General features: G+C 42.9%; 21 protein-coding genes and 1 pseudogene. 3 read left to right on the forward strand and 19 right to left on the reverse strand.

Translation table 11 applies throughout. The features are described 5' to 3' along the window. Positions 1-263: 263 nt before the first annotated feature. From V7K36_RS19285 to V7K36_RS19335, 11 genes are all read right to left on the reverse strand, one after another. A complete protein-coding gene (locus V7K36_RS19285) occupies positions 264-851 on the reverse strand; it encodes a Uma2 family endonuclease (RefSeq protein WP_335118319.1) in 588 nt (195 codons plus the stop codon). Positions 852-903: 52 nt separating this feature from the next. Continuing rightward, positions 904-2,013, reverse strand: coding sequence for a glutamate 5-kinase (proB, locus tag V7K36_RS19290; protein WP_335118321.1), 1,110 nt, complete (start codon positions 2,011-2,013; stop codon positions 904-906). 399 nt (positions 2,014-2,412) lie between these two features. After that, positions 2,413-2,952: a YqeG family HAD IIIA-type phosphatase gene (locus tag V7K36_RS19295; RefSeq protein WP_334946722.1), complete on the reverse strand. Its 540-nt coding sequence runs from the start codon at positions 2,950-2,952 to the stop codon at positions 2,413-2,415. A gap of 53 nt (positions 2,953-3,005) precedes the next feature. Next, complete coding sequence (locus tag V7K36_RS19300) at positions 3,006-3,632, reverse strand: hypothetical protein (protein WP_335118324.1); 627 nt, start codon at positions 3,630-3,632, stop codon at positions 3,006-3,008. Between the two features lie 263 nt (positions 3,633-3,895). Then, entirely contained in the window at positions 3,896-4,468 is a 573-nt protein-coding gene (locus tag V7K36_RS19305) for a DUF3727 domain-containing protein (RefSeq protein WP_334828706.1), read from the reverse strand. 141 nt (positions 4,469-4,609) lie between these two features. Further along, positions 4,610-5,086, reverse strand: coding sequence for a Holliday junction resolvase RuvX (gene ruvX, locus V7K36_RS19310; RefSeq protein WP_334946726.1), 477 nt, complete (start codon positions 5,084-5,086; stop codon positions 4,610-4,612). 1 nt (position 5,087) lies between these two features. Further along, the gene (locus tag V7K36_RS19315) at positions 5,088-6,344 is read right to left on the reverse strand and encodes a GNAT family N-acetyltransferase (RefSeq protein ID WP_335118326.1); all 1,257 of its coding nucleotides are present in this window, start codon (positions 6,342-6,344) and stop codon (positions 5,088-5,090) included. 205 nt (positions 6,345-6,549) lie between these two features. Continuing rightward, positions 6,550-6,756 carry a hypothetical protein gene (locus V7K36_RS19320; protein WP_335118379.1) on the reverse strand — a complete coding sequence of 69 codons (207 nt, stop codon included), beginning with the start codon at positions 6,754-6,756 and terminating at the stop codon, positions 6,550-6,552. Positions 6,757-6,900: 144 nt separating this feature from the next. Beyond that, positions 6,901-7,392 carry a hypothetical protein gene (locus V7K36_RS19325; RefSeq protein ID WP_334828701.1) on the reverse strand — a complete coding sequence of 164 codons (492 nt, stop codon included), beginning with the start codon at positions 7,390-7,392 and terminating at the stop codon, positions 6,901-6,903. A 118-nt stretch (positions 7,393-7,510) separates the two neighbouring features. After that, complete coding sequence (locus V7K36_RS19330) at positions 7,511-9,652, reverse strand: pentapeptide repeat-containing protein (protein ID WP_335118328.1); 2,142 nt, start codon at positions 9,650-9,652, stop codon at positions 7,511-7,513. A gap of 185 nt (positions 9,653-9,837) precedes the next feature. Continuing rightward, on the reverse strand, positions 9,838-10,185 hold the full coding sequence (locus V7K36_RS19335; protein WP_335118330.1) for a hypothetical protein: 348 nt from the start codon (positions 10,183-10,185) through the stop codon (positions 9,838-9,840). 389 nt (positions 10,186-10,574) lie between these two features. On the opposite strand from V7K36_RS19335, the gene V7K36_RS19340 reads away from it, so the two are divergent. Continuing rightward, complete coding sequence (locus V7K36_RS19340) at positions 10,575-11,006, forward strand: hypothetical protein (RefSeq protein WP_334828697.1); 432 nt, start codon at positions 10,575-10,577, stop codon at positions 11,004-11,006. Between the two features lie 63 nt (positions 11,007-11,069). On the opposite strand, the gene V7K36_RS19345 is transcribed toward V7K36_RS19340, so the two are convergent. The 8 genes and pseudogenes from V7K36_RS19345 to V7K36_RS34190 form a co-directional block, all read right to left on the reverse strand. Further along, on the reverse strand, positions 11,070-11,441 hold the full coding sequence (locus V7K36_RS19345; protein ID WP_335118332.1) for a hypothetical protein: 372 nt from the start codon (positions 11,439-11,441) through the stop codon (positions 11,070-11,072). 72 nt (positions 11,442-11,513) lie between these two features. Next, complete coding sequence (locus V7K36_RS19350; protein ID WP_335118334.1) at positions 11,514-12,695, reverse strand: glycosyltransferase; 1,182 nt, start codon at positions 12,693-12,695, stop codon at positions 11,514-11,516. A gap of 261 nt (positions 12,696-12,956) precedes the next feature. Beyond that, positions 12,957-13,256 (reverse strand): HNH endonuclease, encoded by a 300-nt coding sequence (locus V7K36_RS19355; protein ID WP_335118336.1) that lies wholly within the window; start codon positions 13,254-13,256, stop codon positions 12,957-12,959. Next, positions 13,253-13,381, reverse strand: coding sequence for a hypothetical protein (locus V7K36_RS19360; protein WP_335118338.1), 129 nt, complete (start codon positions 13,379-13,381; stop codon positions 13,253-13,255). Before V7K36_RS19360 ends, V7K36_RS19355 begins: the two co-directional genes overlap by 4 nt. 668 nt (positions 13,382-14,049) lie before the next feature. Further along, positions 14,050-14,493 carry an ATP-binding protein gene (locus V7K36_RS19365; RefSeq protein ID WP_334828806.1) on the reverse strand — a complete coding sequence of 148 codons (444 nt, stop codon included), beginning with the start codon at positions 14,491-14,493 and terminating at the stop codon, positions 14,050-14,052. Positions 14,494-15,120: 627 nt separating this feature from the next. Then, on the reverse strand, positions 15,121-15,603 hold the full coding sequence (gene petD, locus V7K36_RS19370) for a cytochrome b6-f complex subunit IV (protein WP_292771259.1): 483 nt from the start codon (positions 15,601-15,603) through the stop codon (positions 15,121-15,123). Positions 15,604-15,867: 264 nt separating this feature from the next. Then, positions 15,868-16,515: a cytochrome b6 gene (gene petB, locus V7K36_RS19375; RefSeq protein WP_334828689.1), complete on the reverse strand. Its 648-nt coding sequence runs from the start codon at positions 16,513-16,515 to the stop codon at positions 15,868-15,870. Positions 16,516-16,848: 333 nt separating this feature from the next. After that, positions 16,849-17,022, reverse strand: a pseudogene (locus V7K36_RS34190) (zinc ribbon domain-containing protein); the annotation flags it as partial. Positions 17,023-17,237: 215 nt separating this feature from the next. Between V7K36_RS34190 and ctpA the strand changes: the two are divergent. Beyond that, complete coding sequence (ctpA, locus tag V7K36_RS19380; protein ID WP_335118340.1) at positions 17,238-18,482, forward strand: carboxyl-terminal processing protease CtpA; 1,245 nt, start codon at positions 17,238-17,240, stop codon at positions 18,480-18,482. A 246-nt stretch (positions 18,483-18,728) separates the two neighbouring features. Then, on the forward strand, positions 18,729-19,376 hold the full coding sequence (aroQ, locus tag V7K36_RS19385) for a gamma subclass chorismate mutase AroQ (protein WP_335118342.1): 648 nt from the start codon (positions 18,729-18,731) through the stop codon (positions 19,374-19,376). The last annotated feature ends 27 nt before the right edge of the window (positions 19,377-19,403 follow it).

Raw genomic sequence — 19,403 nt, forward strand, 5'->3', positions numbered from 1 at the left:
TTACATCGGATACACACTTGTCTGGGCTGACCACAGTCATGCAAGGATTTTGGGCTATTTTACCTCCTTATCTTGCACTGGAATATACTTCTTTGCTCTGATAATCTAGAGACTGTCACCTTTTCTTTCTTTTTCAGCAACCCCTACTTATACTACCGCACGGTAAGGATAGTTTATGGACTCTTCACCAAACAAGCTCATCTGTGAAAAACTGGTTAAGAATGTGGTGAAATTGAAAAATAACTAATCGTTTTACCTGACTATCATTGTTGAATACCCTGGCGAAACTCTCTAATCGCTTCCAAGGGAGACGATAACAAAAGACAACGATTGAGCAGGGATAAATCTAATTCTGGGAATAACTCACTTTTAACAACTTTCTCATATTCTTGTTCTCGTAAGCAGTAAACTTCAATTGTGCCATCTTCCCAAAACCAAACTTCAGGGACTCCCATTAATTTGTACTTCTGTAACTTTATAGGACTACCGCTAGTAATCATTACTTCAATGCAGAGGTCTGATACAGGTTTGTCGGTTCCAAAGCAATAAGATAAATCTGCTTGATATTCTACTATATTGGGAATAACCTGGCTAAAACTCCCACTAGGGAAAAATTCAATGCCTTGTTCCACGAAATATTGCCCCAGGAGCAAACCAATTAAACACTTAATCACCTCATGAGGCTTACCAATACTCACAATTTCTAAGACTCCATCACAATAAAACAGACGCACTCCTGGTACATTTTCAAAGCTGGCTTGAATCGCTTTAAACTGTTCCCAAGTTAATCCATGCCGAAAGAAGCGTTGTTCTTCTGGTAGGTTAATAGCATTTTCTAACGTTTGAGTCATAATATTTCTTACTCTCCCGGTTAGTAGTCACGAAATTTATCTCATTTCCATCCTAAGTCAAAACCAAGTTATCCCGATGAATAACTGTTTCCACACCCGCATAGCCTAAAATTGTCGGAATTTCTCGTGAATGACAGCCGCGAATCTTTTGTAGATCATTGCTGTTGTAATTCACAAGTCCTCTAGCAATTTCGTTACCGTTGCTATCACACAATTGCACAGCATCCTGTGTATCAAACTCTCCTTCTACTACCTTAATTCCAGCTGCTAATAACGATTTTCCTGCTAGAGAAATTGCCGCGATCGCACCTTCATCTAAATACAATTTACCCGCAGGTACAAGTCCGTAAGCTATCCAACGTTTACGCGCAGAAGTTGGTTCAGGTTGTGGTTCAAAATGCGTCCCAATAAGTTCACCTTGGATAATTTTTTCGATATTCCGGGGAAATCGCCCTTGAGTAATTACAGTCCGCACTCCCGCAGCGATCGCAATCCTCGCAGCCGAAATTTTTGTCAGCATACCACCAGTACCCCACTGAGAACCTTGGGAACCTGTTTGTATTTGTAATTGAGCTAATTCTTTAATGCTACTAACTAAAGCGATCGGTCGCGCATCTGGTACGGAACGCGGATCAGCTGAGTACAACCTATCGACATCGGTGAGCAAAAATAGCCAATCTGCTTCTACTAAGCTGGCAACCAATGCCGAAAGGGTATCATTATCACCAAATTTTAGTTCGTCTATTGCTACGGTATCATTTTCATTGACTATAGGGATGACTCCCAGTCCTAGCAATTCCTGAAAGGTGTTGTAGGCGTTGAGATAGCGGCTGCGCTGTACTAAGTCACTGCGAGTCAGTAATACTTGGGCAATTGGCTGTTGCAGTATACTAAATAAATCATCGTACACCCGGATTAACCTACCTTGCCCAACTGCTGCTACAGCCTGTTTCAGTGCGATCGCTTTGGGACGTTCAGTTAAGCCCAACCGCGCACAACCTACCCCCACAGCCCCAGAGGAAACCAAAATCACCCGGTGTCCCTGGCATCTTAAATGGCACAGTGTTTCCGCCAAGGTAGCGATCGTAGAAAGTGCTAATTGTCCCGTTTCTGGTTGAGTTAGGCTAGAAGTACCAATTTTGACAACAATTGTTAGTGGCATTTAAATAGTGAGGAGTTAGGAGTGAGGAGTTAAAAATTGAATTTAATTCATAACTCACGCGGTGTGCAACTTTCTCTCAAACCTAACCCCCAGTCCCTTCCCTGCAAGGGAAGGGGAGCTAGAATCAAAGCCTCTCGACCTTTCGGGGAGAGGAATGGAAGTGGGGTTTTAAGAATAAGTCGCACATCGCGTTAACTCATAACTTCTAACTCCTAACTCAAATTGTAAAGCGCCAATCCCTCTATAGTGAAGGCTGACGCTTTACGGGTGTATATTTACTTAGTATGGGTTAGGGTCTTTTTTGGCTGACCCCATGTTATTAATACTTATGATCCCCGATTTTGGGATTGCACTCAGATTCCTTAATCATTTCTTTAGATTTACTTTCCTGACGATTTCTTAACTTTTGTGAACCTTGGTTTTCTTGGGGGTAATAGAGGCTCCCAGAATTTCAGATATCCAGACTTCAAAGTTGCGGATGGGATGAGAGCGGAGCGCCACGTCGGCATGAATAATCGGTTCGACTAAAATGGTAAACATTCCCAGGCGATTACCTGCTAAAACATCGGTAAATAAGCGATCGCCTACCATCCCCACTTGATGCACTGGTAGATCCATTCCCCTAAGTGCTGCCCTGATTTTGCGTCGAGAGGGCTTGGCTGCACCCAAATAGTAAGGTAAATTGAGCGATCGGGCAATTCCACCAATTCGCGCTTCACTCAGGTTGTTACTTACCAAGCACAATGCAGTACAGGTGCGAATTTCCTCCACCCACTCTCGTAATTCTGGGGAAGCTATCCCTACTCTAAAGGGTACCAAAGTTTCATCTACATCCAATACCAAGCCCTTAAGCCCGTATTTTTGGATAATATCTGGTGTTAGGTTCAACACTGAACCCTCTAAAATCAAGTCAGGCTGTAAAAGATTGTTCCAGGTCATAGTCAACAGTCAAATATAGATAGCTCAGACAAATGAGCATAACCCAATATAGTTTAGTTAGTCGAACTCCATCCTGGAATATCTCCCTGAACACTTTGAGATAAAATCCCTAAAATTTTATCTATATCTTTGATGTAATAATTACTCAAATCAATAAATATATCGTTTTCTTCTAACTTCAAAAACTTCCAAATATCCCCCGTTGTTACCGCGCCGTAAATTATCCTAATTTCATTTCCTTCTTGTTGATTAAACAATTGTGCTGCCAACATTGCCGCCGCACATTGACCTAATTCACCTTTAATATTTTCATTTTTTGCTTCAATAATAACCACCACAGGGACATTAATTATTAGTTGCTCTTTAGAACGACTGATGATAGAGTCACAATATCCATTCAGACTGTTTTCTGCATCTACATTAAAATCTGTTCCCGAAAATAAACTAATTGGATAATTAGCCCTGCGTCTTACCTCCAACAATATCGGAGTGATAATCATTTCTGAACGAGCTTTCTCAGTATTAATTGCTAAAGCCATTTCTGTAGTTTCTTCTAAAGAATTTTTGAGTTTCTCGCTTGCCAGTAGAGGTTCTATCTTGGCAAATAAATCGGTTTCTTCATCAATGCGGATGCTGAATGACTTTTTAAATTTACTTAATGTAAAGTCACTATAAGCCATTTTCAGCACCTCATGCCAATTTTGGATTTTAGGTTGCACCTTTGGTGCGCTGAGAGCGCAACTTGGATTTTAGATTGAAAATCCTTGCCAAAATACTTTTTATCAAATCTTAAAACAATACTAATTGTCCCAATTTGATGTCAATGTTTCATTGCTTCCACATTTAAAGGGACATGGTAAAAGGTTTAAGTAGATTTTGATGACAATGAAAATTCCCAATTAAAAAATTCAAAATGAAAATTTAACATTTTGAATTTTCAATCTTATTCGACTTCATTAAAAAGATGTTCCTCTAACAGAGGTTGCACTTTGCGAAACTCCTCTGGAGAGAGTAATTCCGGTTCACCTGTTTTTGATATCCGTGCAAAAAACAACAGGGGATCGAGGGGTGTATAAATTGCATACTCCTGATCTTCATCATAGAAGCTGGCGAGTAGCTGTAATTGCTCTGGCTCTAAATCTGCCTCTTCATCTTCAATTTCTAAGGTGAAGAGTTCTGATTCTTCAACTGGCGGTAAATCACCTGCAACTGTCAGAGCATAGGCTGTGTTCTTCAATATCAGGTTCTGCTCAGATAGTACAGCTTGGGCAGTGCCAAAAATTTGCTCAATGGTGCTGTCGTCTTCTACCAAAACCGCTTCTTCTTCCTCACCCTCACCTTCCCAAGAAAAAATTTCTACAGGTGAGTCTACAGGAAGAAGTAAAACATATTCTTGCCCATCTACCTCCAGGGAATGCTCTATGTAACATTCGAGCGATCGCCCTTTATCATCGGTTAAAGTGATGGAACCCGCATGAGCGTTATCATTTTCTTCAGGAAATGGGGAGGGAAACATAGCCGAAATGTAGAAATTTAATAAATACCAGCAAGTTTGAAAATCGCTTAAGTATTTAATCACATATTATGTTAATTAAATAGCTCTATACGTAGATACAACTGCTGGCTAATCGTTTTCAGAATATCATGTTAAAAGGTATCAATATTCAATAGCCGCCACTGAACTGCGGCAACTGGCACGCTTAACATCCAGCCATTGTTGCAAAATCAAAGCGGCTGCCTTGCGGTCAATCAAACCTTTATGGCGTGACGGGGAGCGGTTCTCAGCTATCAGCAGTTGCTCTGCTTGAAATGAAGTTAATCGCTCGTCCATATATTCCACAGGCAGTTTCAGTGCTTTGGCAAGTCTTGTAGTAAATTTCTGAACTTGACGTGCCTGAAATCCTAGTGAGCCATCCATTGAATAAGGTAAGCCCATAACTAGAATTTGCACCTCACGTTCATTAACTATTTGTCGGATTTGCTCGACATCCTGCTCAAAAGATGTGCGCTCAATTGTGGTGATTCCCGTGGCAATTAAACCCGTGCGATCGCACCCTGCAATACCAATACGCTTGCGACCAAAATCTAGTCCCAACGCTGAAATAAACGGTTTTGGTTGCTCTTGGGATATCACACTAATTCTCCTGCTGTGCATCTGCTGATTCGGGAATCGGCGATGGTTCTATGCTCGGGTTTTTTACCGAAAAGTTAATCGGTTCTGACTTGCTTGGCAACGGTTTATCTGACGATGGCAACTTTGGTGGTTGTATCCATGACATCCCACCTGGTATAGGTTTACGTGACGGTTGTAAACCTTGCAGCATATCAGTCCACTGAATTCCTTCTAAGGAGACGAATTTAGACTCCCGTAGCTTGTGCCACACAGAGCGAGACATAACTAATGTATGTTCTATGCGTTTTGCTCCAATTCGCTCCAAATACTCTTCTCGCTCTGCCTGATAGTCTGAGGAAGCTAGTTGCAACCCTTGCTGGGGAAAATCTTGGGCAATGCGAGCCAGTTGAGATAGTAATTCTGGATACAACCAGGTGTAAGCAGGATGAACCGTCAGCGTTGCAGCGTGCGGGACTTCACCCTTACGGTCAAGTTGCACCTGAAAATAGCCGATCGCAGCTTTGCGTTGCGGTTCAAATACGTAACCACTCACCACTTCTGTTTTCGTCAGCCATTGCGTAACTGCATCAGTTAAAGCGCCGAACAAACTGGTTTTAAAGTCGCGGGTGTTGCGGTCAAAAACCTGACGTACCAAAGGTGGCATTGATGCCGTATCTAGCTGATATAGCAACTGGGCATCAGCATTGCTCACTGGCAAGAGGTTGGGCAAATCTGGCTCTGCTTGTGCCAATTCAACCAGTAATTCTGGCCCAATTTCCCAGTACGTCATTTCTGCCAGACGCTGGAATCCATTTTGTCGATATAGTGCCAGCGCCTCAATGTCGTTGATGTTAACTTCCAGTAGCCAAGTGCGAGCTTCCAAAATCGATTCAAAGCAATGACGCAAAAGTTGCGAGCCAATTCCTTGTTTATCGACACCACGCTCCAACAGCACTTGATCAATCCGCCAAGTGCTGCGTGTCCGGTTAAACGGTGACACTTGAATCATTCCTAGAAGCATTCGTCCTTGCTCTGCAACGTAGGCACAAAGGCGATACTGTAGCGGGTTAGGAAACCAACTCAAAAATTTGAGTAATCCATACCAGCGACGCAGCCTTTGCATCTGGCTGATGGCAAAACCTGCTCCCTTGGGAGTGAGGGCTGCGAATGACTCTTGAGTTATGCGCTCAATCCCGTCCAGATCCCGGTATTGGACTGGTCGGATAACAACGCTGAGGTTTCGGGGAAGTAATAAAGTCATTTTAATTCGAGCCGCCATTTAGCCTTAACTAACTGCTCTTCAAAGGTACTGCTGCAATAATCTTAACTAGTTTCTGCTCTCTACTATTGCCCCAAAAGGGTGATTTGAGTAACTTAATACTTAAAAAAAGCAGAAAAAGCAGACCTTGTGAGCATACCATTGGCATTGACCCAACAACATCTGCCTTTATTTTATTGGAATTTTGATTAAAATTTGTATATATTTATAGCCCTTGTCGAGAAACTAGCTTTTCAAAGTGGGCTTGGGTTTGATGGAGTAATTGCTGGCGACTATCTACTAGTGTTTGCTTCAGGGTTGGAACAAGATTGCGAGCTTGCAGAGTCATATGAAGTTGCAGGTTGGCGACATATTCACTGAAATCTTGATTCACTTCATCTGCGCCCGCATCCGTTAATAAATTTGATGCCATTGCCACTGTGTTCTCCTGTGTTAATCCTGTGCTGTCTCTCTTCATGACCAAAAATTATCACGTTGTTTGGACTAACTTCTTAATTTGCAATGAAGTTTAACTCTTCTTAGGGATAGCGATCGCTGTCGGGTTTTCATCTGCCCATTAAAATCTCAAACCAACACCACCTTGTACTGAGATAGCTGTACCACTGCTATCACGGTAGGCATCAAAAGCGATAATGGCGTTGCCAAAAAGGACAGTATTGCTATTTGGGATCATATAATCAATGCCCGGTTGTAAAGCAAAACTAATCTTGTCACCTACAGGAGAAGATCCACCACCACCAGCCAACACTAACCCAGCACCCAGGTAGGCATCAGCTTGCCAGTTGAGAGGAAAATCGTAGGAAACCGTTGGCACAACTGCCGTATTATTACCAATTAACACTTGGGCGCGGAGTGAAATTGGTGCTTCCAAAAGCTTGTAGCGTCCCGCTATAACCCCTCCGAGTTGGATACCATCGGTGATACCAATAGCTGGGCCTATACCGATATAACTGCCATAGGCTACTTGAGCTTGCACTGGTTTAGTACTCGCCAGACTCAAGACCAAACCAGCCCCCAAAACTGAAACCAAATATGGAATATACTTCATAACCGACTCCTCACACCATTTTGTCATTTATTATTTGTCATTGGGCATGGGGCATTGGCAAAACTCTTCCCTCATCTCCCTCATCTCCCTCGTCTCCTCTGCCCCCTTGCCTTTCATTCTACGGGCAACGCGGATGAATGCCTCCTTGAGTACAAATGTATGCTAATTGCTTGGAATCTAAATTTTTGGCTTGAGAAAAATCAACCCCTTGGACTACGGCAGATACTGAGCCTAAATCTGGGGTTTGGACAAATTGATCTGCTGGATCTTGTTTAGTAGGGGCGAGAATTACCCCCTTAAAATCGGCTCCGGCGACATTTGCCCCTCGTAAATCTGCAAGACTCAGGTCGGCATTTTGCAAATTAACGTTTTCCATCTGGGCAGAACGCAAAACAGCACCAGTTAGACGAGTGGCGCTAAGGTTAGCATTGCTGAGATTAGCACGATCCAAATAGGCTCCTGATAAATCTGCCCCTTGCCAATCAGTATTAGTTAAGTTGGCAAAGGATAATTGCGTTCCTATAGCACTGACGCGACCTAAACGCGCGGCGTACAGATTAGCTTCGTTCAAGTTGGCGTCGCCTAAATCGGCTCCAGTCAAGCTGGCTCTTTCCAAGACTGCGTTTCGGAGATCGGCTCCTACTAGTTGAGTGCTGTTGAGTTTAGCGTCAAATAGACGTGCGTTGGATAAGTTGGCTCTGTTGAGAGTGGCGCGGCTCAAATCTGTACGGTTCATTAAGACGCGACTGAGGTTAGCATCAGTAAGATTGGCTTGTTGTAACTGAGCTTGGCTTAAATCAGCGATCGCATCGTCGTAGGTATCCCAGCGTCCATCTTCACCCACGCCCCGAAAGCGGCTACCCTTCAAACTGGCTTGGTTAAGATTTGCAGATTTTAACTTAACTCCTGATAAATCAACGTTGTCTAATACCAAGTTGAAGAAGGAATTTCCTGGAGTACCACTTTGACCTAATTGGGTGCGACTAAGATCAACGCCCTCAATTTTACCACTGTAAACAGAGAGAATCTTGTTGATCGTCCCCTGGTTTCTTTGTAGCCGCCCTTGCTGCAATTCCCGCTTCTGGGTTGTAGTGCTAGCCACAGTCTCCAGTTCACCCACCAAAAACTGATTCTTATTTTTTAATTCGGGGATGGCTTTCAGCCCGATAGTTGTCAAAGCTTGTTGAATCGTATCCAAGAGGCTAGGGTTGGTTTCGCTAACCAAGAGATCCGCTAGAAATTTAATAGACTGTGGGTCATCAAGACCACCCATAGCTAAAATTGCAGTTTCACGCTCCTTATTAGTCGCCCCAGAGTTGGAAGTCGCTTGTTTGACGAGTTGGAGAAACTGTTGGCTGTTGATTTGCTTAGTTGCTCGCTGGGATTGTTGAATTTGGATATAAACTTGAGTACCGATTAAAGTTCCCAGCACAGCAGTCATACTCGTAAGCCCTACCCCAAACAAGGTAAGATTAGGATTTTGCTGTATCCGCCGCCACAGATTAGGCGAGTGGTTGGTTTGAGGTACTGCTAATTCTTCATTTCCCTCCTGCCATTCTTCTGCTTGATCATTACCGTCAGCAAACTGAGCTTGTCTGTTGCTAGCTAAGAGTCCATCTATTGTATAAGTGCCTGCAAGTTGATCATGCAGTGCGCGACGTCCCCGGCGCGACGGTAAGCCGATCCCTTCACCCACAATCATTAACAAAGACAAAAATGTGAATAATCCTAAATTCGGAAAAGCAAAGCTGTAGCGCCACAGTAGATAAGCGATAGAAATGGGTACAGTCCAACGCCCAACTCCTTCTCTAATCACAACTGCCCCCAAACCGGGCGGTGTCCCTTCCTCGTTGACAACCCGCAGTTTTAACCAACGTTTAGGAATTGTGCTACCCGTCTTAGCCAGTAAATACAATTGCCACCACGAGAGAGTTACAGGCGCTAACAGGGCGATTGTCCAGAAAATATTAGTCGGCCATGCGACGTTAGGGATGCCATAGCTCACAGGTAGAGCCAGGGGTCTGGCGATCGCTCTTTCTGTTACTATCAGCACGGGGTTAAGCGGTACTCGGTTCAGATCGCTTCTAGAATTGGCATAGACACCAATGCCGAAGGGAATCAACCCACTAGTAACCACTAGTGTGATTTCAGCCGCCCAAGCTGCAAAACGCCTACTTGCTAGCAACAGCGACTTGGCTCTTTCCGGTTCTTTTGACTGATCAGATTGATTAGTACTTCTCCTGACAATTGGTGTCGTCATCGCATAATTCCCTTCGATATTATTTCTACGCCGCGATCGGCACAATTAAAATAGACTAAGCTAATCGGCAAAAAGAAAAGCATCTTGAAATAGAATTTAGGAGACAGAGGCCAGGAGCCTTTTGTATTCTGGCTCCTGACTCTCATAACTCCGGGCAGAGTGCAAACTAAAGGCATATCAACTTATTACTTACGTTGAAAGCTACTAGACACAAAAAATTTGTATCCAACATACACTAACACTGCCAAAAGTGCCAGAGTGATTACAGATGCAACCAGTTTAAACACTGTTTGCAGCATCACCAAGCCCACTAGCACCGTCACACCCGAAACTACCAGCTTTTTTACCCCAGATAAGCTGTTGAACCAAATCTGAAATCGCTCCAGTTGCAAGTTCAAGTTGGCAAAAACAGACTGAGGTGTTTGTTTTTGTTTTTGTTCCTGTGATTGGGGAACCACCCCAGGTGGGAAATTAATCTCTGCCTCTAACTTATCGAGGCGACGCTGTAAGTCTTCTTCTGGTTGAGGATTCATCAATCTTTTCTACCTCAGCTAAGTCACTTATTCAACAACAGACCAACTAAATTCTATTTTTGGTGGTTGTCTTAGTGATTTTAGCTAATGTCTGTATGTGCAAGAACTTTCTGGATAGATAAAATTTATTATGATGATTTTTAGATTACTAGCGTGTTCAGGATTGAAGTGCGGAATATACGGTGAAATATTTTGGTGCAAAGGTGCCACAAAACATAGATAATTTGCACGATTGATGGTTTCTACACACCTGAAATATTCGCAAACAATCCTTAACTCAATGGTATTAGCTTATACGGCGGCTTTTGGAACCAAGATGGATTGCTGTCGTCAATTAAATCACCACTGTATAACAATATTGCTCTAAAAAATCTGGAGCATTAATTAAAATGAAGACGCTTAGGCTACTTGCAATTGTTCCCACAGCTTTGGCGATGAGTTTGGTTTTCACTGAGGCTAATTTGGCACAGACACCAGAGATCAAAATTAATCGGAATTTCCAACCAGATCCATTGATTTTGAACGGAAAGTCTGGGGGAACTGTCAAAAGTAATTGTGGCAATATTACCACTGAACCTAATCAAGTTATCCAGGTTACAGAGTCACTACCTTATTTGCGATTAACAGTAGAGAGTCAAGGCAAGCCAACGCTATTGATCGACGGTCCTGGGGGTCGCTTTTGTGTACTAGCAGATAGTTACTCTGGAGGTAAGTCGGAACAGTCTGGTTACTGGCAGGCAGGAAAATACTCGCTGTATGTGGGCGAACTATCCAAACGAGAGTATAGCTACACCCTCTCAATCTCGCAAAAAAATAAATAGTCATTTGTCCTTTGTTATTTACTAATGACTAATGACCAATGACTAATAACCAATGACCAATAACTAATCTTCCAGTGATTGGGCTGGAACTTCGACAGCAGTGATATCAATTGTGCCTTCTGGTGTGAAGCGCTGAAAATGACTATTTTGTACTAACAGTGACTCCCCACAGTTAGGACACTGCAACTGACTGTTATTTAAACCTGTAAATTCATATTCACAGAAGGGACACTGATCCGCAATCAAGTTGCGTCGCAGCCACCAACGAAAGCCAAAAAAAGCCACAATGGGTGCCAACAACAGCAACCCGAAAATAATTAGCAACGAATTAACCAACCAACCCAAGCCCAGTGATGCCAGTAACCAAATAACTGCCAGCAGGGTGAGCCAAGGGCGGAGATTTAAAAGATTCAATTGAAATGACTTAAAGCTCATTTTTTAAATGTCGTCCTGCTCTCCTTCTAGGATAGCGATTTTAGTCATTGGTCATTGGTCATTTGTCATTTGTCATTTGGACTTGATTACTGAGGATACAAGCATTTTTTGTAAGTGCTGTTGGAAGGCATCTATGCCAAATAGTGCGATCGCTTGTTCTCGCAGCCACTCTCCATCACATCGCTGGTCATCCCCTTGAAGCATTTCTATACAAGCGGCTGCTACAGCATCAGAACTGCGATGTGGGACTCGCCATCCCAGTTTACCATCCTGCAAGGGATCAGCAGAGCCATCGTCGTCACCGGATAATACAGGCACTCCACAAGCCATTGCTTCCAGATAAACAATGCCAAAGCCTTCTTGCGAAGGCATAATATAGGCATCAGCAAGGCGGTAATGTTTGATTAATTCTTCTGTGGCAACGAAACCAGCAAGCACGACGCGATCGCTCACACCTAAATCTTTTGCTAGCTGCGCTAATCGCGGTTGGTCATCACCGCGACCAATTACCAAATATTTCACTTCTGGGAAAACCTGAGCAATTTGTGATAAAGCCCGAATCGTGATATCTACACCCTTGTAAATATCCCCTGACCATAACCGCGCTACGGTCATTAACACCTTAGCACCAGTTAAGCCATACTTCTTTCCTAATTCTGGCTGCTTGGAACCAGGAGTAAATTTATCCCCATCAATTGCACAAGGCATCATCTGTACCATTTTCGGGTTTAAACCATTGGCAACACAAGCGCGATCGCGGCTGTAGCGACTAATTGCCCAAATTCCAGATGCTGATGTCAGGGCGCGACGTTCTTGATTTTTGAGCGGTTCCCAGACTTCTTTACCGTAAGTTAGCACGGTATAAGGAATCCCCAAGGGCTGGCAAAGAGTTTGGATTAATACTGCTAAGTTAATATGACCACAGAAAACTTGCTGCGGACGGCTTTGCAACAGACACTTAAGTAAAGCTGCTGCCATTTGCAGTCTTCCCAAATAGGGAGACTGATTTTTAAAGTAATGAAATTTTAAGTTTTCGTCTTCAAACGGATTTAAGCTTTCAGGACTATCTCGCAGCAAAAAGACTTCTGCCTTATAAGGTTGGCTTAATCCCAGATAGGCGCGAAAAATATCTTTTATATATGATTGAATACCACCTTCGTGGGCAAAAATTTCTAAAAAGACGAAGACATGGTTCGTTTTTTTGTTAACTTTATCACCTAACTTCAGGTTTTCTGTCACTGTAGTGATGTGCATATTAGATTATTTACACTCGCAGTCAGGGCGCGATCGCACCGTTTTGTAACCGTTCTAAATCTGCTTTTACCATTTTATTCTAGAAGTTCGTGACATACTCCCGACGCTCATGAGTAAACGCATAGAGCGCGGGCTTCTCAGTGACCCCTGGTATCCCATCGGGCGTAGCCTGAGGGTAGAGTCGAGGGGAGTGTTACCACTCCACCCCTCTCATCCGAAACCGTGCGTGAAACTTTCGCTTCACACGGCTACTCAATGTGTTTACCTGTTGTCACTAACGGACTTCAAACTTCCATCGATGGAAGTTTTTTCATCATGGCAATGTCGATGCAATAACTGTAGGTTTTTCCACTGATCTTTACCTTTAAGTGAGAGTGGGGTTTTGTGGTCTACTTCTAGTACATCTTCTTCTAGAAAATGCAGTCCGCACCAAGCACATTTACCTTTTTGTTGTTTAAGCAACTTAGCCTTACGGTTTGGCATTTCTGGGTGTGCGCCTAATCTTGAACTCCAGTAAATTAAATCACCGTCAAAAGGACTTTTATCGCTTTTAACTTTCACATAATCATCGCTACTACTATGGTGTTCGATGTGTGTAACTTGAAGACATATTTTTCGGCTTGTCGCCAGTTAATCGTCTTCCATCCCTCAGTATTCGATTGTGAATCCGATTTAGGCTTATACATTACTACTTGCACCTTTAGCTCTTAGCACATTGCAATTCACGTCAGCATTGGGGTTTGCTACTACTTGAAAATGCTCATCTTCTCGCAATAGGCTGGTATTTAGGACTACATACTGTGTCCAATCCGACAAACTCAAAGGCTAGGGAGCTAGTATAACTCGAATGTTATCTTTACTATATTCATTAATGCTTTTTATACAAAAATATTCTTAAAATCTTCTTTGGGGCTTTATAAAAAAATCATAATAAATAAGCAATTTCACGTAAAAAACATATTACTCCAATCAAAATAATATTGAAAAAAGAGTATACTCTTATCAATCAAATAACTATATATTTGATCAGAGACTCCTTACGCTCGTCCTTCTGTTTTGAAGTAAATGGCTCAACTTTGGGAAAAATATCCGTACCCCTACGGGGATTTTGCTACGCGTAGCGGCGACCATTTTATCGTAAATTAAAGGGTTTAAGACCCCTATCTCTACAGGTAGCTCGGAGGCGGAGTGTTTCCGACTCCGCTCAGTTTCAGTCGGGGTTTAAATCCCCCGGAGTTGCTTCTCTTGGGGAGATCCCAAGACCGCACTCCTCTTCTCTGCGAGACGCTACGCGAACGTCTGAAAATGTCTGAAATGTTTGAATTTTGAATTTTGAATTGTTAATTTTGAATTGTTAATTTTGTGTTTCTACAGAGTATTTGACGATGAGCAGGCAATTTCTACCATCCGCACCTCGTTCGTATACAACACGGTCAGCCAACCGCCGCAGGAGAAACCATCCATACCCGCCTACTTGTAAAGTACCTGGGGCTGGTTCTGCGATCGCATCAGGATTGAAAGGTTTTCCATAATCCCAAATTCTAATCTCTAGTCGGTCAATCCAGAGATAAACGTTAATCTCAATGATTGTTTCCGGGGGTAAAGCATGATGAGCATGACGAACAGCGTTAGTAAAGCCTTCTGCTAATGCTAAATTGAGACGATCAAGTTGAGTTTTTGACCAGCCAAGTTGAGACAAATGTTGCAGACAAAATTGCTCGAACCATTCTTGCACCTGATTTAGGAGACTGAGTTCGCTCTTAACCCTCAGATGATCTTCCTGCACTATGCTAAGAATTAACTGTGACTTGAATATAAATAAACCCAAGTTACTAGTTATTAAATTTTGCACTATTCGCAAAATCTCTCTGACATAGAAAAATCTAAATTGACATATTCTGTGTACCAAAATACAAAACATGAACCATTTTGGCATTTCGAGGGTTGTAACTAGCAACTTACGTTAAGTAAGTGAAAAATGTTTGTATTTGTTGACTTTTGGTGATTTGAGATTTTGGAATAGCTTTTCAATCCAAAACTTCAAGAAAAATTCAGAATGCAATCAATGGGGGATTCAGCGCAAAGTGCGGTCTTGGGGTCTCCCCAAGAGGAGCAACTTTGTAAGAGAGACCCACACTTCAAAAAAGTGACACAGTAAACCTGTCGAACTGCTCTGTTACCACCACTGTCTTATTAACCACTAAAGAAAGCATATCTAGTGGGGACTTAAACCCGTTTATTCAGACGCTCACGGACTCGCAACTGCTGCGCTATCCGCTTTCTCGTTCAGAATTCAATTCGGAATTCTGGCTCGTGACTCCTGAATTCTTTCCTGTTAAAATTGACGCCTGTTAATTTTTTTCAAAAGCACATCTGCATCTGCTCTTGAAACTCACAGGCGTCAAAGCATTTTGTGGTGACTAATTTAGAATAGTCCCAAGGTCAAAGATTTATCCAATGGCAAGGCAGCACCAATACCCAGCCACAGGGTGACAAGGGTACCAAAGAGGAATACTGTGGTTGCAACTGGACGGCGGAAAGGGTTTTGGAATTTATTGACGTTCTCAATAAAGGGAATGAGAATCAGCCCGACTGGTACTGAACCCATTGCTAACACTCCTAAAAGTTTGTTAGGAAGCGATCGCAAAATCTGGAAGACTGGATACAAGTACCACTCCGGCAAAATTTCCAATGGTGTGGCGAAAGGATTTGCTGGTTCACCGTTCATCGCGGGATCTAACACAGCTAGAGCCACAATCGCAGCGAACGAACCCATGATTACGATTGGAAATACGTAAAGTAGGTCATTAGGCCAAGCGGGTTCACCATAGTAGTTGTGACCCATGCCTTTAGCGAGTTTGGCTCTTAACTGAGGATCGCTCAGGTCAGGTTTTTTTTGTGTTGACATTTTGAAATGTGTTCTCCTGCTTAAGTTAAATTAAAGCATTTGTGAAAGCTATCAGCTACTAGGCAACCCTAGCCTTGCGGCAAATAGCGTTTGTCTATTTACAATCAGCTGCCTGGAGGGTCTTTACTTACAGCTTTCGGCTTCTTAATATTAAGTGTTTGTTTTTTGGAACTTATGTACAATTAATTTCTTGTGTTTCATAAGTTTAAAACAAACAACTTCATCTGAAAACTGACAAATGTTGCCTTTCGCTAATAGCTAAGATTACAAAGGACCGGAAATGCCTTGTTTGCGGATCATTAAGAAGTGAAACAGCATGAAGACTGCAATCAACCAAGGCAGCACAAATGTGTGGGCGCTGTAGTAACGAGTTAGTGTTGCTTGACCAACACTCGAACCGCCGCGCAGCAAGTCGGATATGAGAACGCCAACTACCGGAATTGCTTCTGGTACGCCGCTAACGATTTTTACAGCCCAGTAGCCAATTTGATCCCAAGGTAGGGAATAGCCGGTAACTCCAAAGGAAACGGTAATCACAGCTAGGATGACACCACTTATCCAGGTCAATTCGCGGGGCTTTTTGAAACCACCAGTCAGGTAAACCCGGAAGGTGTGCAAAATCATCATCAATACCATCATGCTGGCAGACCAGCGATGGATGGAGCGAATTAGCCAACCGAAGCTTACTTCAGTCATGATGTACTGCACTGAGGAGAAAGCTTCAGCTACTGTTGGTCTGTAGTAGAACGTCATGGCAAATCCAGTGGCAAACTGGATAAGAAAGCAAACCAGGGTAATTCCACCCAAGCAGTAAAATATATTGACGTGGGGAGGGACGTACTTGCTAGTGACATCTTCAGCGAGCGCCTCAATTTCTAGGCGTTCCTCAAACCAGTCGTAAACGTTAGCCATACAATCTCAAGTTCCTAAAAGTCGGTTGCGGTTGATAAATCCCGAAGTTCTGAATCGGCAGAAGCCTTGGCTCAGACTTCTCTCCCAATTAGCAATTTTGGGATTTTAGTAAAGGGGAGTTTTTTGCTTGCTTGTCAGCTTTCAGCGTGTTAAGAGACTTCAGAAACTTTACACCTGTAAAGAAAGACGGAATATATTGCGATCTGCTACATAAACTCTGGACATCCTTGGACATCCAACATTTATTTGACGTTTCATCGGGTGGAGTCGGCTCCAGAACCCTCCGCGTCCAGACACGGTAAAGCAAAGCCGTGTTTTAAATACCTAAAGTAGCTAGTTTTCCAGGTTTTTTGCTGCGTTCCAGTCCCTATCTAGACTGATCCTACAACTTTGACAGTCAAACATTTTCACCGATCGGGGCATATCTTGGATATGACCATAACCTGAGCAAGTTTTACTAGAAGGGTAAAACATGTGAGCAAATACGATTTCCGATCCGAATTTATTGGATTTGTACTCTTTACGCCCCTACACAGAAAATGGTGGACACAAAGTGGATTTTATCCTTTGGTGAGTGGATACGATGCATCAGTTGACTGAACAACTTGATGAGAAAAATGCACCACTTCTATAAAAAAAGTAACATAATCGAGAGATAGATTTCATCAACAACAGGGCAAGTAGGCATTATCTAGGCAATTTGGGTTGAGGTGGAATTGATAATGGGGTTCATGAATAAACAAGTCTTTCGGGTTGGATTTTCATTGTTAATGGCGTTTTGGTTGACGTTTGGTACGCTCACTCAGCCGGCGGTGGCTTTGACATCGGAACAAAAACTGGTTTCGGAAGTTTGGCGAATTGTTAATCGTACTTATCTGGATGAGACGTTTAATCATCAAAACTGGGCGACTGTCCGGCAAAAGGCTCTCCAGAAGCCGCTCATAGACTCCAATGCCAGTTATACGGCAATTGGGAAGATGCTTAAGAGCCTCGATGATCCTTTTACCCGCTTTTTAGATCCAGAACAGTACCGCAGCTTACAGGTCAATACTTCTGGGGAACTGACTGGGGTAGGATTGCAAATTGCCTTGAATCCTGAGACTGGGAAGTTGGAAGTAGTGGCTCCAATCACCGGTTCACCGGCAGAGAAAGCGGGGATTAGACCACGCGATCGCATTCTCAAAATTGAAGGCATCTCTACAGAAAATCTCACCCTTGATGAAGCTGCGACCAGAATGCGCGGGCCCAGTGGTAGCCTTGTGACTCTCCTGATCGAACGAGACGGAGAGACAGAAACAGAAATTAGATTGACACGCGATCGCATTGCTCTTAACCCTGTGGTTTCAGAATTACGTGTTTCCACGGAGGATACGCCCATTGGCTACCTTCGCCTGACTCAATTCAATGCCAACGCCTCAACGGAATTGGCACACGCTATTTCTAATCTAGAAAAAAAAGGTGCTGCTGCCTACATTCTGGATTTGCGAAATAATCCTGGGGGGCTATTGCAATCAGGAATTGAAATCGCCCGTCTGTGGCTAGACTCCGGCACCATCGTCTACACTGTTAACCGACAAGGCATTCAGGGTAGTTTTGAAGCCCAAGGGCCAGCCTTGACGAACGATCCTCTGGTGATTTTGGTGAATCAAGGAACTGCTAGTGCGAGTGAGATTCTCGCCGGCGCACTCCAAGATAATGGTCGTGCCCAGTTGGTAGGCGAAACCACCTTTGGAAAGGGTCTAATTCAATCATTATTTGAATTATCAGATGGTTCGGGCTTGGCAGTCACAATTGCTAAGTATGAAACTCCTCAACACCGGGATATTAACAAACTAGGTATTAAGCCGGATCAAGTAATTTCCCAAGATCCAATTAACCGCGAAGAGATTGGAACAGCAGCGGATCTGCAATATCAAGCAGCAGTGGAACTTTTGGTTAAAAACTCGGTGTTGGCGCCAAAGGCGTAAAAAGTTAGGAGACGCGATTAATCGCGTCTGTACAGGAGTTCGACTTGTTCCCAGTCAGAGACTGGGAATAACCGAATAAATTCTGATCCGATAACTGCTGAACTTGCTTTTTGTCAGTAACTATGAGATATTTTATCTGGGATTGAAAATACTGTATTCCTGTGGAATTAATGGGAATTACTGCTAAGTAGCAGAGTGTATAAACTTTTTGACATGAATTTAAGTTTTTTCAGAAAGCATCCACTATTGTTTGTCATAATAATTTTCTTTGGGCTTTTTTTTAGTAGTACAGTAGTTGCTGCCAACTTAAAATTATATTTCGCTGCTCAGAACTCTGGGTCAGTACAATCAGCAAATCCTCAAGCTATTACGATCGCAGATCAACAACTAGCTGTAGATAAATTACTAAAATTGATCCAGCAGCGATTAATAATTGCACATGATGTAGCCCGGTGGAAATGGAATCACAAACGTCCTATTGAGGATTTAAAGCGCGAACAAGAGTTACTATTAAAGGTTAGGCAACAAGCAACAACCCATAGTCTAGAACCCGATAGAGTTGCAGGATTTTTTAAAGCACAAATAGAAGCAGGAAAACTCATCCAAACAGTTGATTTTCAAAACTGGCAAAAGCAAGGCATTAAATCTTTTCCTAACGTGCCAGACTTAAACCAGACATTGCGACCATCGTTAGATAAATTAAACACAGAACTTGTTTTTGCTTTAACAGAACTGACTCCTGTTCTAGGTTGTCCGCAGATATGGGAATTAATTCAGTCACGTTCCCAGGTGATTATTCAGGGAGATGGTATTGATCAGCAAGTGCAGAGCCTAGCAATTTCACCCCTGCGGGAATTTCAAAGCGCTTCTTGCAAAGTGGATAACTTCCATTGATCGGGCTAGCGATAATTATTTTTATCC

The sequence above is a fragment of the Nostoc sp. genome, assembly GCF_036919555.1.
Lineage (GTDB): Bacteria > Cyanobacteriota > Cyanobacteriia > Cyanobacteriales > Nostocaceae > Nostoc.

Bases quoted from the DNA above. Each gene is read 5' to 3' on its own strand.
- V7K36_RS19325 (WP_334828701.1), bottom strand. From the start codon at position 7,392: ATGAAGTATATTCCATATTTGGTTTCAGTTTTGGGGGCTGGTTTGGTC.
- V7K36_RS19285 (WP_335118319.1), bottom strand. From the start codon at position 851: ATGACTCAAACGTTAGAAAATGCTATTAACCTACCAGAAGAACAACGC.
- V7K36_RS19300 (WP_335118324.1), bottom strand. From the start codon at position 3,632: ATGGCTTATAGTGACTTTACATTAAGTAAATTTAAAAAGTCATTCAGC.
- V7K36_RS19350 (WP_335118334.1), bottom strand. From the start codon at position 12,695: ATGCACATCACTACAGTGACAGAAAACCTGAAGTTAGGTGATAAAGTT.
- V7K36_RS19305 (WP_334828706.1), bottom strand. From the start codon at position 4,468: ATGTTTCCCTCCCCATTTCCTGAAGAAAATGATAACGCTCATGCGGGT.
- V7K36_RS19320 (WP_335118379.1), bottom strand. From the start codon at position 6,756: ATGGCATCAAATTTATTAACGGATGCGGGCGCAGATGAAGTGAATCAA.
- petB (WP_334828689.1), bottom strand. From the start codon at position 16,515: ATGGCTAACGTTTACGACTGGTTTGAGGAACGCCTAGAAATTGAGGCG.
- proB (WP_335118321.1), bottom strand. From the start codon at position 2,013: ATGCCACTAACAATTGTTGTCAAAATTGGTACTTCTAGCCTAACTCAA.
- V7K36_RS19360 (WP_335118338.1), bottom strand. From the start codon at position 13,381: ATGTATAAGCCTAAATCGGATTCACAATCGAATACTGAGGGATGGAAG.
- petD (WP_292771259.1), bottom strand. From the start codon at position 15,603: ATGTCAACACAAAAAAAACCTGACCTGAGCGATCCTCAGTTAAGAGCC.
- V7K36_RS19315 (WP_335118326.1), bottom strand. From the start codon at position 6,344: ATGGCGGCTCGAATTAAAATGACTTTATTACTTCCCCGAAACCTCAGC.
- ctpA (WP_335118340.1), top strand. From the start codon at position 17,238: ATGGGGTTCATGAATAAACAAGTCTTTCGGGTTGGATTTTCATTGTTA.
- V7K36_RS19295 (WP_334946722.1), bottom strand. From the start codon at position 2,952: ATGACCTGGAACAATCTTTTACAGCCTGACTTGATTTTAGAGGGTTCA.
- V7K36_RS19335 (WP_335118330.1), bottom strand. From the start codon at position 10,185: ATGAATCCTCAACCAGAAGAAGACTTACAGCGTCGCCTCGATAAGTTA.
- V7K36_RS19345 (WP_335118332.1), bottom strand. From the start codon at position 11,441: ATGAGCTTTAAGTCATTTCAATTGAATCTTTTAAATCTCCGCCCTTGG.
- V7K36_RS19340 (WP_334828697.1), top strand. From the start codon at position 10,575: ATGAAGACGCTTAGGCTACTTGCAATTGTTCCCACAGCTTTGGCGATG.
- V7K36_RS19330 (WP_335118328.1), bottom strand. From the start codon at position 9,652: ATGACGACACCAATTGTCAGGAGAAGTACTAATCAATCTGATCAGTCA.